Below are 15,557 nucleotides of genomic sequence, written 5' to 3'. Positions count from 1 at the left end.
CAGCAGATGGGGGCAGCCCGGACTATTTCAAGGGCTTTTCCGGTTCGATCTTGAAATGCGCCCTCGCCGTGGCGATAGGCGAGGCAGGGTCGGCCTGCCAGGCCGTGATGGCGACGTTGGTCACCCGCCGCCCCTGGCGCCATAGCTGGCAGCGGGCGAAGGTGTCGCGGTAATGCCCGGCGCGCAAATAGTCGATGGAGAAATCGATGATCTTGGGGATGCTCGCACTCTCGCTGTAGATAAGCAGGTACAACGCCGCCGACAGTTCCATGAAGCCTGCGATCACCCCGCCATGGATCGCCGGCAGCAGCGGGTTGCCGATATTGTCCGGGTTGGCCGGCAGGCGAAACAGCAGGTCATCGCCCTCGCGCGCGCACTCGATGCCGATCAGCCCGGCATAGGGAATCAGCGCCAGCAACGGCTCGTAGTCACCTACGGCATGCGCTTCATTGAGGCGCAGGCGAACGTCCCGGGGAATCATGGCCGGCCCTCCTTGAGCGTATTGCCGAAGCGGATGCCGCCCTTGATGGCCTGGCCCAGGCGCATGAAAGTGCCGACCACGTGGCAGATCGGCTGGGCTGGGTCGTCCTGGTAGGCGGTGCCGCGGGTGAAGATCACATCGCGGGTTACCCGGTAGCATTGGGCGTGGCCGTATATTGGCTTGCCCGCTTGCGCCGGGTGCATGTAGTCGATGCGCAGATCGAGGGTCGGGCACACTTCGAACTTGGGCAATACACATAAAGTTGCCATGCCGCAGGTGGTATCCATCAAGGTGGTCAGGGCACCGCCATGCACCGCGCCAGTTTGCGGATTGCCTACAATCGTCGGCGACCAGGGCAGCATCAGCGTCATGCCCTCGGTATCGGCATGATGCACCTGCATCTGCAAGCGCTGGCAATGTTTCAACGCCGAAAGAAAGCGTTCGGCCATGGCCATCAGGTCGTTATCAGACATGGGCAACCTTATTTTTTCGTGAGGATGTTCACTCTGCACACTTTCAGTGAAAAGTCTATCTAGCTCCGCGTGCGATATATCTGTAATCTGCGCGGAACTAATTCCGCTTACTTGAGCTCAAATGGAACAAGTAAGTTATTCCACAAGGAGAGACACCCCCATGCGTAAACCTTTTGCTTTTGCCCTGATGCTGGCCGCTGCCATGGGCCTGGCCGCTTGCGACAAGGCGAACGAAGAGAAAGCTCCGGAAACCAAGACCGAGCAAGCCGCTCCTGAAGCCGCTCCTGCTGCTCCGGCTCCGGAAGCTGCCCCGGCCGCCCCTGCTCCGGAAGCTGCTCCTGCTACTCCGGCTCCAGAAGCCACTCCTGCTCCGGAAACCGCTCCAAGCGAGCCTGCCAAGCAGTAAGCAACACCCACAAAAAAACCCGGCGATTGCCGGGTTTTTTTGTGCCCGAGTTTTCAATAAAACGTTTCAGCCCACGTTATTGACGTTGTCCTTGCCCACCTCCGCCGGCGCACTTTCGGTTGGCGTGAAGACCATGACCTCCAGCACATCGGAATGGAATTCACGGCGATACAGAATGCATACCACCCCGACACTCATGGCCATGAACAACCATGGGCTGATGAACCAGCTCAGCATGGCCATGCCGAAATAATAGGAACGCAGGCCGAAGTTGAACTGGTTCGCCGCCAGCGACAATACACGCGCTGCGCGGGAAGCGAATGCCTTGCGCTCCAACTCATTGACCAGACGCTCGCCAATCATCGGTGCCGAGCCGACCAACACTGCGGCAAAGTTGTATTGGCGCATGCACCAACTGAACGTGAAGAACGCATACACGAAAACCATCGCCAGGCACAGCAACTTGACCTCGGACACGCCCTGGGACGCCTCCTGCACCAACGGCAGGTCAGCCAGCAATGACAACGCACGATCAGAGGCCCCCAGCACCGTCAGGATGCCCGCCAGGATGATCAGCGTGCTCGAGGCGAAGAACGATGCGTTGCGCTCCAGGTTGCCGATCACACTGGCATCGGCGATGCGGTTGTCACGCAGCAGCATGCGCCGCATCCAGTCTTCCCGGTATAAGTGCAGCACGCTGGCCAGGCAGGCTGTGTCGCGGCCCTTCCAGATGGCATAGCGGGTGTAGCCGCCCCAACACAGGGCGAACCAGCAGATGGCGAGCACATTGCTCAGGTTGCTTTGAATGAAGTTCATGCAGGTTCCTATCGTTCAGGCACGGTGAATGATATAGACCGGCTTTCGACGCCCAGGGCCGGGAAAAGGCACGCACCGACAATAAAAAAACCCCGCATCCGAATGGACGCGGGGTTCAGGTTTCAACCAAGGCGGGTGCCCTTGGGCTTGTGGCCGGCACCAGGACCTGGCGTCAACTCATCAGGCCAATGCCTCGCGCGGCTTGCCCAGCATGCGGTCGCACGCCACGGCCAGGCCCAGGGTGACCACCGAAGGCACCAGCCAGGCCAGGCCCTGGTCGCTCAACGGCAGGTGTGCCATGGCGTCCGGCAGCATGTGCGCCAAGCTGCTGCCCTTGATCGCGTCGACCAGGCCGAACAGCAGCGACACCAGCATCACCGGCGCCAGGATACGCACAGGCGAATTCCACAGGTCCTTGACGAAGCTCAGGCCCACGACAACGATGCACGGCGGGTAGATGGCCGTGAGCACCGGGATCGAGAACATGATCAGCTTGGTCAGCCCCAGGTTGGAGATCAGCAGCGAGAAGCCGGCCAGGATCACCACCAACGCGCGGTACGACAGCGGCAGGATCTGGCTGAAGTACTCGGCACAGGCGCAGGTCAGGCCCACGGCGGTAACCAGGCAGGCCAGAGCGATCAGTACCGCGAGGAAGCCGCTGCCCAGCGAGCCGAAGGTGTGCTGCACGTAGGCATGCAGGACGGCCGCGCCGTTGGAGGCACCCATGGCGATGTCATGGCTGCCCGCTCCCAGGCGGAACAGGCTGATGTACACCAGCGCCAGGCCGACACCGGCGATCAGGCCGGCGATGATGGCGTAGCGGGTGATCAGCTTCGGCGACTCGACACCGCGCGAACGGATGGCGTTGACGATGACGATACCGAATACCAGGGCGCCCAGGGTATCCATGGTCAAGTAACCATTGACGAAGCCCTGGGAGAACGGTGCGGCCACGTACTGCGGCTGCGCCTCGCCGATGGTGCCGGCCGGCAGCGCGAACGCGGCGATGCCGAGCACCGCCAGGGCGATGATCTTCAGCGGCGCGAGGAAGCGGCCTACAGTGTCGAGCAGCTTGGTCGGGTACATCGACACGGCCAGTACCACGGCGAAATACACCAGGCTGTAGATGAACAGCGCCAGCGGGCTTTCACCGGTCAGCGGTGCCACGCCTACTTCGAACGACACGGTAGCGGTGCGCGGGGTCGCGAACAGCGGGCCTACCGAGAGGTAGCACACGGCCGCCAGCAGGCCGCCGAAGAACTTGCCGATCGGGCTGCTCAGCGCGTCCATGCCGCCGCCGACCTTGGCCAGGGCAACCACGGTGATGACCGGCAGGCCAACGGCGGTGACCAGAAAGCCCAGGGCCGCCATCCAGACATGCGGGCCGGACTGCAGGCCTACGATGGGCGGGAAGATGATATTGCCGGCGCCGACGAACAATGCGAACGTCATAAAGCCAAGTGCCAGGATATCCTGGCCTTTTAACACTTTCATTTAAGGAAGTACCACACTGCTGAAATCGGGATTCGTGAGGGGATTTCCCCATGGGTGAGGGAAATGCTGCCCGGCTTGGTGAGCCAGACCCGTTTAGCGTGTCGTTCCCTTTTGGGGGACGGGCACAGAGTGAGGGCGTAGGTTAACCGTTTTACCCGGCAAACGCACTGGGACAGACGTGCTTGTCCGATGTGCGTATGTTCTTGTCGTCTGGGTGACTCTGTGCAGCGGATATTCTCACAGGAGCATCGACCAGCGTCTGTCAGAAAATACCTATCAAACCCATCGAAAAAATCGTTGTCGTCACGCTTCGTTTGCATTGTCCTGTAAACACAAAGGCCACCCGAAGGTGGCCTTTGTGTTGCGTGGGGGGTATTGCGTGTTACTTACTTCTTGATTTCCCAGCCGGTCAGCTCGGCCAGGGCCTTGCCGATGTCAGCCAGGGAACGCACGGTCTTGACACCGGCGTCCTGCAGGGCGGCGAACTTCTCGTCCGCAGTACCCTTGCCACCCGAGATGATGGCGCCAGCGTGGCCCATGCGCTTGCCCGCAGGTGCGGTAACACCAGCGATGTAGGAAACGACAGGCTTGGTCACGTTGGCCTTGATGAAGGCCGCGGCTTCTTCTTCAGCCGAACCGCCGATCTCACCGATCATGACGATCGCTTCGGTCTGCGGGTCTTCCTGGAACAGCTTCAGGATGTCGATGAAGTTGGAGCCCGGAATCGGGTCGCCGCCGATACCGACACAGGTCGACTGGCCGAAGCCGGCGTCGGTGGTCTGCTTGACCGCTTCGTAGGTCAGGGTGCCGGAACGGGAAACGATACCGACCTTGCCCGGCAGGTGGATGTGGCCTGGCATGATACCGATCTTGCACTCGCCCGGAGTGATGACGCCTGGGCAGTTAGGGCCGATCAGGCGTACGCCCAGCTCATCGCACTTGACCTTGGCGTCCAGCATGTCGAGGGTAGGAATACCCTCGGTGATGCAGACGATCAGCTTGATGCCACCGAAGGCGGCTTCCAGGATCGAGTCCTTGCAGAACGGAGCCGGAACGTAGATCACCGAAGCTTCGGCGCCGGTCGCCTCGACGGCTTCCTTGACGGTGTTGAACACCGGCAGGCCCAGGTGGGTGGTGCCACCCTTACCTGGGGTTACACCGCCGACCATCTTGGTGCCGTAGGCGATGGCTTGTTCGGAGTGGAAAGTACCCTGCGAGCCGGTGAAGCCCTGGCAGATGACCTTGGTGTCTTTATTGATCAGGACGCTCATTACTTGCCCTCCGCAGCTTTGACAACTTGTTGAGCAGCGTCGGTCAGGCTGGTTGCCGCAATGATGTTCAAACCGCTTTCTGCCAGTACTTTAGCGCCCAGTTCGGCGTTGTTGCCTTCGAGGCGAACGACGACCGGAACCTTGACGCCGACTTCTTTCACTGCACCGATGATGCCTTCGGCAATCATGTCGCAGCGAACGATGCCACCGAAGATGTTGACCAGAACGGCCGCGACATTGCTGTCGGACAGAATGATCTTGAACGCTTCGGTCACGCGTTCCTTGGTAGCGCCACCGCCAACGTCGAGGAAGTTGGCCGGCTTGCCGCCGTGCAGGTTGACGATGTCCATGGTACCCATGGCCAGGCCGGCACCGTTGACCATGCAGCCGATGTTACCTTCCAGCGCCACGTAGTTCAGTTCGAACTTGGCGGCGTGAGCTTCGCGGGCGTCGTCCTGGGAAGGATCGTGGAAGGTTTTCAGCTTAGGCTGACGGTACATGGCGTTGGCGTCGATGTTGATCTTGGCATCGAGGCAGTGCAGGTCGCCGTCGGCCTTGATGACCAGCGGGTTGACTTCCAGCAGGGCCAGGTCGTGGTCCTTGAACAGCTTGGCCAGGCCTACGAAGATCTTGGCGAACTGTTGAACCTGCTTGCCTTCCAGACCCAGCTGGAACGCCAGCTCACGACCCTGGAACGGCTGTGCGCCGACCAGTGGGTCGATGGTAGCCTTGAGGATCTTCTCGGGAGTTTCGTGAGCGACTTTCTCGATGTCCACGCCACCTTCGGTGGAGGCCATGAACACGATGCGACGGCTCGAACGATCGACTACAGCGCCCAGGTACAGTTCCTTGGCGATGTCAGTGCAGGATTCGACCAGGATCTTGGAGACTGGCTGACCATTGGCGTCGGTCTGGTAGGTAACCAGGTTCTTGCCCAGCCACTGCGCAGCGAACGCCTTGGCGTCTTCCTTGCTGCGAACCAGCTTGACGCCGCCCGCTTTACCGCGACCACCGGCGTGGACCTGGGCTTTTACCACCCACTCCGAGCCGCCGATCTTGTCGCAGGCTTCTGCCGCTTGCTCAGGGGTGTCGACTGCGAAACCCTTGGAAACTGGCAGGCCGTATTCAGCGAACAGCTGTTTACCCTGATACTCGTGAAGATTCATGCTTTTTACCGTCTTCGTTAGGTACTGCGCTTCGGCGCTGCGCCATTTCTGGCGCCGCGCCACCTGTGACCGTTTGCCCCGGGTTATCCCGGTGGCCCGGTCCGGCGGACGTTCCGCGGTGAGTCTTGCACGCAAGACCCACGACGGGCAGCCCGCCGTGGTTTCTTATAATTAACGCTTCTTACGGTTGGCCACGTGGATGGCACCGCCATTCACGGCCAGCGCGGCTTCATGCAGCGCTTCGGACAGGGTCGGATGGCTGAACACCATCATGCCCAGGTCTTCTGCGCTGGTACCGAATTCCATCGCGATCGCACCCTGCTGCACCAGTTCGGCAGCCGATGGGCCGATCACGTGAACGCCCAGTACGCGGTCGGTCTTGGCATCGGCGATGACCTTGACGAAACCACCGGTGTCGTTGGCAGCCATCGCACGGCCGCTGGCCGCGAACGGGAAGGTGCCCACGTTAACCTCAACGCCCTCGGCTTTCAACGCCTGTTCGGTCTTGCCGACCCACGCGATTTCCGGGTGGGTGTAGATGACCGACGGGATCAGGTCATAGTTCATCTGGGCCTTGTGGCCCTTGATGCGCTCGACGACCATGATGCCCTCTTCCGAAGCCTTGTGGGCCAGCATCAGGCCACGCACCACGTCACCGATGGCGTAGACGCCCGGTACGCTGGTGGCGCAGTGGTCATCGACGTAGATGTAGCCACGCTCATCGATGGTCACGCCGCTGTCGGCGGCCAGCAGGTCGGTGGTCACAGGACGACGGCCGACGGCGACGATCAGCTTGTCGAAGACGATCTTCTGCTCGCCATTGGCGTCGGTGTAGGTGACTTCGACTTCTTCGCCGTTGACTTTCGAGCCGGTCACGCGAGCGCCCAGCTTGATGTCCAGGCCCTGCTTGGTCAGGGTCTTCTGGGCTTCCTTGGAAACCGCGGTGTCGGCGGCCATCAGGAAGGTGTCCAGGGCTTCCAGGACGGTGACCTGGGCACCCAGGCGCGACCATACCGAACCCAGTTCCAGGCCGATCACGCCAGCGCCGATGACGCCCAGGCGCTTGGGTACGGATTGGAATTCCAGGGCACCGGTGGAGTCGACGATGACTTTCTGGTCGACAGGAGCCGGAGGAATGTCGATCGGACGCGAGCCGGAAGCCAGGATCACGTTCTCGGCTTCGATGACTTCGGTGGTGCCGTCAGGCTTGGTGACTTCGACCTTCTTGCCGGCCAGCAGTTTGCCGTGGCCCTGGATCGAGGTCACGCCGTTGGCCTTGAACAGGGTGGCGACGCCACCGGTCAGGTTCTTGACGATGCCAGCCTTGCGGCCAACCATCGCGGCGACGTCCATCTTCACTTCGCCAGTGGAGATACCGTGGACGTTGAAGCTCTCTTTGGCTTCCTTGTACTTCCAGGAGCTGTCCAGCAGGGCCTTGGAAGGAATGCAACCCACGTTCAGGCAGGTACCGCCCAGGGCCAGCTTGCCCTCGGCGTCGGTGTATTTCTCGATGCAGGCGGTCTTGAGGCCGAGCTGAGCAGCCTTGATCGCGGCCACGTAGCCGCCAGGACCTGCACCAATCACTACCACGTCGAATTTCTGGGTCATAAAAGATTCCTTTTAAGCTTCAAGCGGCAAGCCTCAAGCGGCAAGCGGCGCGCTCCCGAGGGAACTGGCCACTTGCCGCTTGCAGCTGTGCGTTAGATGTCCAGCAGCAGACGAGCCGGGTCTTCCAGCAGGTTCTTGATGGTCACCAGGAAGGTTACCGCTTCCTTGCCGTCGATCAGGCGGTGGTCATAGGACAGCGCCAGGTACATCATCGGGCGAATGACCACTTGGCCATTGATCGCCATCGGACGCTGGATGATGTTGTGCATGCCCAGGATGGCCGCCTGCGGCGGGTTGACGATCGGGGTCGACATCATCGAGCCGAAGGTACCACCGTTGGTGATGGTGAAGGTACCGCCAGTCATCTCTTCGATGGCCAGCTTGCCTTCACGGGCCTTCTTACCGAAGGTGGCGATGCCGTTCTCGATCTCGGCCAGCGACATCGATTCGGCGTTGCGCAGGACCGGAACCACCAGGCCACGGTCGCTGGAGACGGCGACGCCGACGTCCGCGTAGCCGTGGTAGACGATGTCGTTACCGTCGATCGAGGCGTTGACGGCCGGGAAGCGCTTGAGCGCCTCGGTGGCGGCCTTGACGAAGAACGACATGAAGCCCAGGCGTACGCCGTTGTGGCTCTTCTCGAACAGGTCCTTGTACTTCGAACGCAGGGCCATGACTTCGGTCATGTCCACTTCGTTGAAGGTGGTCAGCATGGCCATGTTCGACTGGGCTTCGACCAGGCGCTCGGCGATCTTGGCGCGCAGGCGGGTCATCGGCACGCGCTTCTCGGTGCGATCGCCAGCGGCGGTGACCACAGGGGCAGCAGCGGCGGCGGCGGGCTTGGCAGCAGCGGCAGGTGCCGACTTCTTGTTGGCGATGGCGGCGACCACGTCTTCCTTGGTCACGCGGCCACCTTTGCCGGTGCCGGCAACGGAAGCCAGGTCGATGCCATTTTCTTCAGCCAGCTTGCGTGCGGCCGGGGCGGCGACTGGGTCGTCTTCGCCAGCGTCGGTAGCAGCGGCAGCCGGAGCGGCAGCGGCAGGTGCGGCAGCCGGAGCGGCAGCAGCAGCACCTTCAACGATCGAGCCCAGGACTTCGTCGGACAGGACGGTGTCGCCCTCGCCCTTGACGATGTCGCCCAGCACGCCATCGGCGGTGGCCAGTACTTCCAGGACGACCTTGTCGGTCTCGATGTCGACGATCAGTTCGTCACGCTTGACGGCTTCGCCCGGCTTCTTGTGCCAGGTGGCAACGGTGCCGTCGGCGACCGATTCCGGGAAGGTTGGGGCTTTGATCTCAATAGCCATTGTCAGTGTTTCCTTAAATTCGGTTTCAGGTGCGCGAAGGCGTTAGACAGTGAAGGCATCCTGCAGCAGTTTTTCCTGCTGCTCGGCGTGCATCGAAGCGTAACCACAGGCTGGCGCGGCGGAAGCGTCGCGGCCGGCGTACTCCAGGACCAGCGCCTTGTTGTGGCGGGTCAGGATGCGGCGCATGTGATGCTGGCTGCTGTACCAGGCGCCCTGGTTCATCGGTTCTTCCTGGCACCACACCGCATGCTTGAGGTTGGTGTACGGCGCCAGGATTTCCACCAGGTCGTCCTCAGGGAACGGATACAGCTGCTCGATACGCACGATGGCGATGTCTTCGCGGCCTTCGGCACGGCGCTTTTCCAGCAGGTCGTAGTAGACCTTGCCGCTGCACAGCACGAGGCGTTCGACCTTGGCCGGATCGAGGCTGTCGATTTCCGGGATCACAGTCTGGAACGAGCCTTCGGCCAGGTCTTCCAGGGTCGAGACGGCCAGCTTGTGGCGCAGCAGCGACTTCGGCGTCAGCACGATCAGCGGCTTGCGCAGCGGGCGGATGACCTGGCGACGCAGCAGGTGGTAGATCTGTGCCGGCGTGGTCGGTACGCACACCTGGATGTTGTGTTCGGCGCACAGCTGCAGGTAACGCTCCAGACGCGCGGAGGAGTGCTCCGGGCCCTGCCCTTCGTAGCCGTGTGGCAGCAGCATGGTCAGGCCGCACAGACGGCCCCACTTGTGCTCGCCGCTGGTGATGAACTGGTCGATCACCACCTGGGCACCGTTGGCGAAGTCACCGAACTGGGCTTCCCAGATCACCAGCGCGTTCGGCGTGGTGGTCGAGTAACCGTATTCGAAGGCCAGTACCGCCTCTTCCGACAGGAAGGAGTCGTACAGCTCGAACTTCGGCTGGCCCGGGAACAGGTTCTGCAGCGGTACGTAGGTGCTGGCGTCCTTCTGGTTGTGCAGCACCGCGTGACGGTGCGAGAAGGTGCCACGACCGATGTCCTGGCCGGTCATGCGGATCGGGTGGCCTTCGAACTGCAGCGTGGCGTAGGCCATGGTCTCTGCATAACCCCAGTTGATCGGCAGGCCGCCGGCCTGCATCTTCTGGCGGTCTTCGTAGATCTTCGCCACCTGGCGCTGGACCACGAAGCCTTCCGGCAGCTCGAGCAGCTTGGCCGAGAGGTCCTGCAGGGTCTTGAGGTCGAAGCGAGTGTCGTGACGCGCGGTCCAGGCATGGCCCAGGTACGGACGCCAGTCGACGAACAGCTCGCGGTTCGGCTCCTTGACCAGGCTCTTGACCACGTGCAGGCCGTTGTCCAGCGCGTTGCGGTACTCGTCGATCTTGGCCTGGGCGCGCTCGGCGTCGATACGACCGGCCTGGATCAGGGCCTCGGCGTACAGCTCGCGGGTGGTGCGCTGCTTGCTGATCTGCTGGTACATCAGCGGCTGGGTGCCGTTGGGCTCGTCGGCCTCGTTGTGGCCGCGACGACGGTAGCAGACCAGGTCGATGACCACGTCACGCTTGAACTGCATGCGATAGTCGATGGCCAGCTGGGTCACGAACAGGACCGCTTCCGGGTCATCGCCGTTCACGTGCAGGATCGGCGCCTGGATCATCTTGGCGACGTCGGTGGCGTACTCGGTGGAGCGCGAGTCCAGCGGGTTGGAAATGGTGAAACCAACCTGGTTGTTGATCACGATGTGCACGGTGCCGCCGGTCTTGAAACCGCGGGTCTGCGACATCTGGAAGGTTTCCATGACCACGCCCTGGCCGGCGAACGCAGCGTCGCCGTGGATCGAGATCGGCAGGACCTTGTCACCGACGGTGTCGTTGCGACGGTCCTGGCGGGCGCGCACCGAACCTTCCACCACCGGCGAGACGATTTCCAGGTGGGACGGGTTGAACGCCATGGCCAGGTGGACTTCGCCACCGGGGGTCATCACGTTGGAGGAGAAGCCCTGGTGATACTTCACGTCACCGGAGCCCAGCTCGTTCATCTTCTTGCCTTCGAACTCGTCGAACAGCTCGCGCGGGTTCTTGCCGAAGGTGTTGACCAGCACGTTGAGGCGGCCGCGGTGGGCCATGCCGATCACGACCTCCTTGGTGCCGTAGGAGCCGGAGCGCTGGATCATTTCGTCCAGCATCGGGATCAGGCTTTCGCCGCCCTCGAGGCCGAAACGCTTGGTGCCTGGGTACTTGGTGCCCAGGTATTTCTCCAGGCCTTCACCTGCGGTGACGCGCTCGAGCAGGTGGGTCTGCACGTCGGCGGAGAATTCAGGACGGCCACGGACGCTTTCCAGGCGCTGCTGGAACCAGCTGCGCTGTTCGGAATCGACGATGTGGGTGAACTCGGCGCCGATGGTGCGACAATATGTCTTCTGCAGCGCATCGAAGATTTCGCGTAGGCTCGCCTCCTCTTTGCCGATGAACAGGTCGCCGGCACGGAAGGTCGTATCAAGGTCGGCATTGGTCAAGCCGTAGTGATTGATCGACAGGTCTACGGGCGCAGGGCGCTGCCACAACCCCAACGGGTCGAGCTTGGCAGCCTGATGGCCGCGCATACGATAGGCCTGGATCAGTCGCAGAACTTCAACCTGCTTCTTCTCGTGTTCACTGCTCACGCTCCCGGCGGAAACCGGTTGAGCGCGGCGCTGGTTCTTTGCCAGCAGTACGAAATGGTCGCGGATTGTAGAGTGCGATACATCGGTAGCGGTGCTGCCGTCGGCGGGCAACTTCTGGAAGTAGGTGCGCCACTCTTCTGGCACAGCGTTAGGGTCGTGCAGGTAGAGCTCATAAAGCTCTTCCACATATGCAGCGTTACCACCTGAAAGGTGGGCGCTTTCCCACATGCGCTGCATCACGCTTTCTTGCATGCTTGGTCACCCTCGGTTAGGGGACTGATCGGCAAGAGCCACAGCAAACCTGGAAAAGTCCGAACACAGCGACTGAACCACGCCACCTGGATCCTGCAGATTTTCCGGGTACCAGCCCGGAAGCCCCTGCTGGTCTCATATCTTCATAGGTAATGAGCGCGGGCTTTGTGGGCCCTTGCTCGGGTTTTACCTCAGTGCGGGCTCGACGCCCGCACCTCGGCTTACTGCTGGTGCAACATTTTTGGATCAGGTGCCGCTTTGCAGCAGCATGTTACGTACGTGACCGATTGCCTTGGTCGGGTTCAGACCTTTCGGGCAAACGTTTACGCAGTTCATGATCCCGCGGCAGCGGAATACGCTGAACGGGTCATCCAGGGACGCCAGGCGCTCCTGGGTCTTGGTGTCACGGCTGTCGGCCAGGAAGCGATAGGCCTGCAGCAGAGCGGCGGGGCCCAGGAACTTGTCCGGGTTCCACCAGAACGACGGGCAGGAGGTCGAGCAGCAGGCGCACAGGATGCACTCGTACAGACCGTCCAGCTTGTCGCGGTCTTCCGGCGACTGCAGACGCTCGATGGCCGGGGCCGGCGTGTCATTCTGCAGGAACGGCTTCACCTTCTCGTACTGCTTGTAGAAGATGCTCATGTCGACGACCAGGTCACGAATGACCGGCAGGCCCGGCAGCGGGCGCAGAACCAGCTTGTTGCCCTTGACCGCCGCCGACAGCGGGGTGATGCAGGCCAGGCCGTTCTTGCCGTTGATGTTCATGCCATCGGAACCGCAAACGCCTTCACGGCAGGAGCGACGGTAGGAGAAGCCCTCGTCCTGCTCCTTGATCAGTGCCAACACGTCCAGAACCATCAGATCCTTGCCGCCGGTATCGACCTGGAAGGTCTGCATCTTCGGCGCCGAATCGGTGTCCGGGTTGTAACGATAAACTTCGACTTGCAACATAGCGGCCACCCTTAGTAAGTCCGGACTTTTGGTTCGAAGGCAGGAACTGTCTTCGGCGCAAAGTTGACGCCACGCTTGGCGACGCGCTTCTCACCCGGGTAATACAGGGTGTGGCACAGCCAGTTTTCGTCGTCACGGTCTTCGTAGTCTTCACGGGCGTGAGCGCCGCGGGACTCTTTACGGGCTTCGGCCGCGATGGCGGTCGCTTCGGCGACTTCCAGCAGGTTCTGCAGCTCCAGCGCTTCGATACGCGCGGTGTTGAAGGCCTGGGACTTGTCGTTGATCTTGACGTTGGCGATACGGTCGCGCAGGCCAGCCAGCTGCTCGATACCCTTCTGCATGTATTCGCCGGTACGGAATACACCGAAGTAGTTCTGCATGCAGCTTTGCAGCTCACGCTTGAGGCTGGCGACGTCTTCGCCGGTGGTGCGCTCGTTGAGCTTGCTCAGGCGGTTCAGGGCAACGTCGACGTCGGTGTCGCTGGCATCGCGGTACTCGACGCCTTCGGTCAGCGCCTTCTCCAGGTGCAGGCCGGCAGCGCGGCCGAACACGACCAGGTCGAGCAGCGAGTTGCCGCCCAGGCGGTTGGCACCGTGAACCGATACGCACGCCACTTCACCTACGGCGAACAGGCCAGGAATGATCTGGTCCTTGCCTTCGGCGTCCATGGTGATGGCCTGGCCATGAATGTTGGTGGCAACGCCGCCCATCATGTAGTGGCAGGTCGGGATGACCGGAACCGGAGCGACCACAGGGTCGACGTGGGCGAAGGTCTTGGACAGCTCGCAGATGCCTGGCAGGCGGCTGTGCAGCACTTCCTCGCCCAGGTGGTCCAGCTTCAGCAGTACGTGGTCCTTGTTCGGGCCCACGCCGTTGCCGGCGATGATTTCCTTGACCATGGAGCGGGCGACCACGTCGCGGCCAGCCAGGTCCTTCGCGTTCGGCGCGTAACGCTCCATGAAGCGCTCGCCGTGGGCGTTGATCAGGTAGCCACCTTCACCGCGGCAACCTTCGGTGACCAGTACACCGGCGCCGGCGATGCCGGTCGGGTGGAACTGCCACATCTCGATATCCTGCACCGGTACACCGGCACGCAGGGCCATGCCGACACCGTCGCCGGTGTTGATCAGGGCGTTGGTGGTGGAAGCGTAGATACGACCCGCACCGCCGGTAGCCAGAACGGTGGCCTTGGACTTGATGTACATGGTCTCGCCGGTTTCGATGCAGATCGCGATCACACCGACGAAGGCGCCATCCTGGTTCTTCACCAGGTCAACGGCGTAGTACTCGTTGAGGAAGGTGGTGCCCGCCTTCAGGTTGCCCTGGTAGAGGGTGTGCAGCAGCGCGTGACCGGTACGGTCGGAGGCTGCGCAGGTACGGGCGGCCTGGCCACCCTTGCCGAAGTCCTTGGACTGGCCACCGAACGGACGCTGATAGATACGGCCGGTTTCGGTACGGGAGAACGGCAGGCCCATGTGGTCCAGCTCGAAGACCGCTGCCGGGCCTTCCTGACACATGTATTCGATCGCGTCCTGGTCACCGATGTAGTCGGAGCCCTTGACGGTGTCGTACATGTGCCAGCGCCAGTCGTCGTTCGGGTCGGCCGAAGCGATGGCGCAGGTGATGCCACCCTGTGCGGAAACGGTGTGCGAACGGGTCGGGAACACCTTGGTGACCACGGCAGTCTTGTGACCGCCCTGGGCCAGCTGCAGCGCAGCGCGCATGCCGGCACCGCCGCCACCGATGATGATGGCGTCGAAGGAAATCGTTGGAATTTTAGCCATGGATCAGATACCCCAGAGAATCTGCACACCCCAGACGAAGTAGGCGAACATCGCAACGCCGCATACAGCCTGGAACAGGAAACGAATCGCAGTCGCCGACTTGCCGAACGACATCGGCGTCAGGTAGTCGGTGGCAATGGTCCACATGCCGACCCAGGCGTGGGCGCCCAGGGCAACGAGTGCCAGCAGACTGAAGATTCGCATCGCGTTGTTGGAGAACAGACCGTGCCACTGGGCATAGTCGAGACCCGGGTGAACGGCGACGTAGCCGATCAGGAAGATGAAGTAAGCCGCGAGAACGACCGCAGATACGCGCTGCGCCATCCAGTCATAGAGGCCCGAACGCGACAGGTTCGTGACATTAGTTACCATACCCAAACTCCCGCCAGAACGATCAGCACCACGGAGATGACGATCACGATTTTCGAGCCCAGCTTGCCGCCTTCCAGCGTCTCACCGACGCCCATGTCCATGATCAGGTGACGGATACCGGCCACCAGGTGATACAGCAGGCCGGACAGCAGGCCCCAGGTCACCAACTTGGCCAGCGGGCTGGTCAGACACGCCTTCACCTCGGCAAAGCCTTCCTCGGAACCCAGCGACTTGCCCAGTGCATACAGCATGATGGCAAGGCCGAGGAACAGGATGACGCCGGAGATACGGTGAAGAATGGACGTGTATGCGGTGATCGGGAGTTTGATGGTCCTTAGGTCTAGGTTTACAGGTCGTTGGCTTTTCACGGCTTTTTTCACACTGAAGAGCCCCTAGCTAACAGGGCAAAGTTGTTGGTAAGTGTACTGGTCAGGTACCCACCACCCAGGGAGCGACGACCCCCAGCGGAACGGGCTTGCAAGCCCCTGGCGGTCGGTTGCGGAGTATAGACAGTTAGGCTGCTTATGACAACGTGAGGGGCTCGCCCAAATAGC

The 15,557-nt window shown here is 61.7% G+C and carries 14 protein-coding genes; 1 reads left to right on the top strand and 13 read right to left on the bottom strand.

All coding sequences use genetic code 11. The features are described from left to right. Positions 1-22: 22 nt before the first annotated feature. A complete protein-coding gene (locus tag ACNFG0_RS07355) occupies positions 23-481 on the bottom strand; it encodes a PaaI family thioesterase (protein WP_196144737.1) in 459 nt (152 codons plus the stop codon). Next, positions 478-954: a PaaI family thioesterase gene (locus ACNFG0_RS07350; protein WP_196144738.1), complete on the bottom strand. Its 477-nt coding sequence runs from the start codon at positions 952-954 to the stop codon at positions 478-480. The genes ACNFG0_RS07355 and ACNFG0_RS07350 overlap by 4 nt, the downstream gene beginning before the upstream one ends. A 160-nt stretch (positions 955-1,114) precedes the next feature. On the opposite strand from ACNFG0_RS07350, the gene ACNFG0_RS07345 reads away from it, so the two are divergent. Beyond that, the gene (locus ACNFG0_RS07345) at positions 1,115-1,360 is read left to right on the top strand and encodes a hypothetical protein (protein WP_196144739.1); all 246 of its coding nucleotides are present in this window, start codon (positions 1,115-1,117) and stop codon (positions 1,358-1,360) included. A gap of 66 nt (positions 1,361-1,426) precedes the next feature. Here ACNFG0_RS07345 and ACNFG0_RS07340 read toward each other — a convergent pair whose 3' ends face one another. From ACNFG0_RS07340 to sdhC, 11 genes are all read right to left on the bottom strand, one after another. Further along, positions 1,427-2,176: a DUF599 domain-containing protein gene (locus ACNFG0_RS07340; protein WP_196144740.1), complete on the bottom strand. Its 750-nt coding sequence runs from the start codon at positions 2,174-2,176 to the stop codon at positions 1,427-1,429. Positions 2,177-2,356: 180 nt separating this feature from the next. Beyond that, entirely contained in the window at positions 2,357-3,670 is a 1,314-nt protein-coding gene (gene brnQ / locus ACNFG0_RS07335) for a branched-chain amino acid transport system II carrier protein (protein WP_196155546.1), read from the bottom strand. 386 nt (positions 3,671-4,056) lie between these two features. After that, complete coding sequence (gene sucD / locus ACNFG0_RS07330) at positions 4,057-4,941, bottom strand: succinate--CoA ligase subunit alpha (protein ID WP_084854666.1); 885 nt, start codon at positions 4,939-4,941, stop codon at positions 4,057-4,059. Further along, positions 4,941-6,107: an ADP-forming succinate--CoA ligase subunit beta gene (gene sucC, locus ACNFG0_RS07325; RefSeq protein WP_011534748.1), complete on the bottom strand. Its 1,167-nt coding sequence runs from the start codon at positions 6,105-6,107 to the stop codon at positions 4,941-4,943. Before sucC ends, sucD begins: the two co-directional genes overlap by 1 nt. Before the next feature lie 171 nt (positions 6,108-6,278). Further along, positions 6,279-7,715 (bottom strand): dihydrolipoyl dehydrogenase, encoded by a 1,437-nt coding sequence (gene lpdA, locus ACNFG0_RS07320; protein ID WP_196144742.1) that lies wholly within the window; start codon positions 7,713-7,715, stop codon positions 6,279-6,281. Between the two features lie 92 nt (positions 7,716-7,807). Next, positions 7,808-9,022, bottom strand: a complete 1,215-nt coding sequence (gene odhB / locus ACNFG0_RS07315) for a 2-oxoglutarate dehydrogenase complex dihydrolipoyllysine-residue succinyltransferase (RefSeq protein WP_196155545.1) — start codon at positions 9,020-9,022, stop codon at positions 7,808-7,810. A 42-nt stretch (positions 9,023-9,064) separates the two neighbouring features. Continuing rightward, positions 9,065-11,896, bottom strand: a complete 2,832-nt coding sequence (locus ACNFG0_RS07310) for a 2-oxoglutarate dehydrogenase E1 component (protein ID WP_196144744.1) — start codon at positions 11,894-11,896, stop codon at positions 9,065-9,067. A gap of 246 nt (positions 11,897-12,142) precedes the next feature. Continuing rightward, positions 12,143-12,847, bottom strand: a complete 705-nt coding sequence (locus tag ACNFG0_RS07305) for a succinate dehydrogenase iron-sulfur subunit (RefSeq protein ID WP_196144745.1) — start codon at positions 12,845-12,847, stop codon at positions 12,143-12,145. Positions 12,848-12,858: 11 nt separating this feature from the next. Beyond that, positions 12,859-14,631: a succinate dehydrogenase flavoprotein subunit gene (gene sdhA, locus ACNFG0_RS07300; protein WP_196144746.1), complete on the bottom strand. Its 1,773-nt coding sequence runs from the start codon at positions 14,629-14,631 to the stop codon at positions 12,859-12,861. A gap of 3 nt (positions 14,632-14,634) precedes the next feature. After that, positions 14,635-15,003, bottom strand: a complete 369-nt coding sequence (sdhD, locus tag ACNFG0_RS07295) for a succinate dehydrogenase, hydrophobic membrane anchor protein (RefSeq protein WP_043211427.1) — start codon at positions 15,001-15,003, stop codon at positions 14,635-14,637. Further along, positions 14,997-15,383: a succinate dehydrogenase, cytochrome b556 subunit gene (gene sdhC / locus ACNFG0_RS07290; RefSeq protein ID WP_172402947.1), complete on the bottom strand. Its 387-nt coding sequence runs from the start codon at positions 15,381-15,383 to the stop codon at positions 14,997-14,999. Before sdhC ends, sdhD begins: the two co-directional genes overlap by 7 nt. Between the last annotated feature and the right edge of the window lie 174 nt (positions 15,384-15,557).

The organism is Pseudomonas sp. NY15372, assembly GCF_048068215.1.
In the GTDB taxonomy this organism is placed as follows: Bacteria; Pseudomonadota; Gammaproteobacteria; order Pseudomonadales; family Pseudomonadaceae; genus Aquipseudomonas; species Aquipseudomonas guariconensis_A.
The sequence above is the reverse complement of the archived record's forward strand: the minus strand, read 5'-3'. Positions and strand labels throughout refer to the sequence as shown.

Coding starts and splice junctions, on each gene's coding strand:
- ACNFG0_RS07355 (WP_196144737.1), bottom strand. CDS start 481: ATGATTCCCCGGGACGTTCGCCTGCGCCTCAATGAAGCGCATGCCGTA.
- ACNFG0_RS07350 (WP_196144738.1), bottom strand. CDS start 954: ATGTCTGATAACGACCTGATGGCCATGGCCGAACGCTTTCTTTCGGCG.
- ACNFG0_RS07345 (WP_196144739.1), top strand. CDS start 1,115: ATGCGTAAACCTTTTGCTTTTGCCCTGATGCTGGCCGCTGCCATGGGC.
- ACNFG0_RS07340 (WP_196144740.1), bottom strand. CDS start 2,176: ATGAACTTCATTCAAAGCAACCTGAGCAATGTGCTCGCCATCTGCTGG.
- brnQ (WP_196155546.1), bottom strand. CDS start 3,670: ATGAAAGTGTTAAAAGGCCAGGATATCCTGGCACTTGGCTTTATGACG.
- sucD (WP_084854666.1), bottom strand. CDS start 4,941: ATGAGCGTCCTGATCAATAAAGACACCAAGGTCATCTGCCAGGGCTTC.
- sucC (WP_011534748.1), bottom strand. CDS start 6,107: ATGAATCTTCACGAGTATCAGGGTAAACAGCTGTTCGCTGAATACGGC.
- lpdA (WP_196144742.1), bottom strand. CDS start 7,715: ATGACCCAGAAATTCGACGTGGTAGTGATTGGTGCAGGTCCTGGCGGC.
- odhB (WP_196155545.1), bottom strand. CDS start 9,022: ATGGCTATTGAGATCAAAGCCCCAACCTTCCCGGAATCGGTCGCCGAC.
- ACNFG0_RS07310 (WP_196144744.1), bottom strand. CDS start 11,896: ATGCAAGAAAGCGTGATGCAGCGCATGTGGGAAAGCGCCCACCTTTCA.
- ACNFG0_RS07305 (WP_196144745.1), bottom strand. CDS start 12,847: ATGTTGCAAGTCGAAGTTTATCGTTACAACCCGGACACCGATTCGGCG.
- sdhA (WP_196144746.1), bottom strand. CDS start 14,631: ATGGCTAAAATTCCAACGATTTCCTTCGACGCCATCATCATCGGTGGC.
- sdhD (WP_043211427.1), bottom strand. CDS start 15,003: ATGGTAACTAATGTCACGAACCTGTCGCGTTCGGGCCTCTATGACTGG.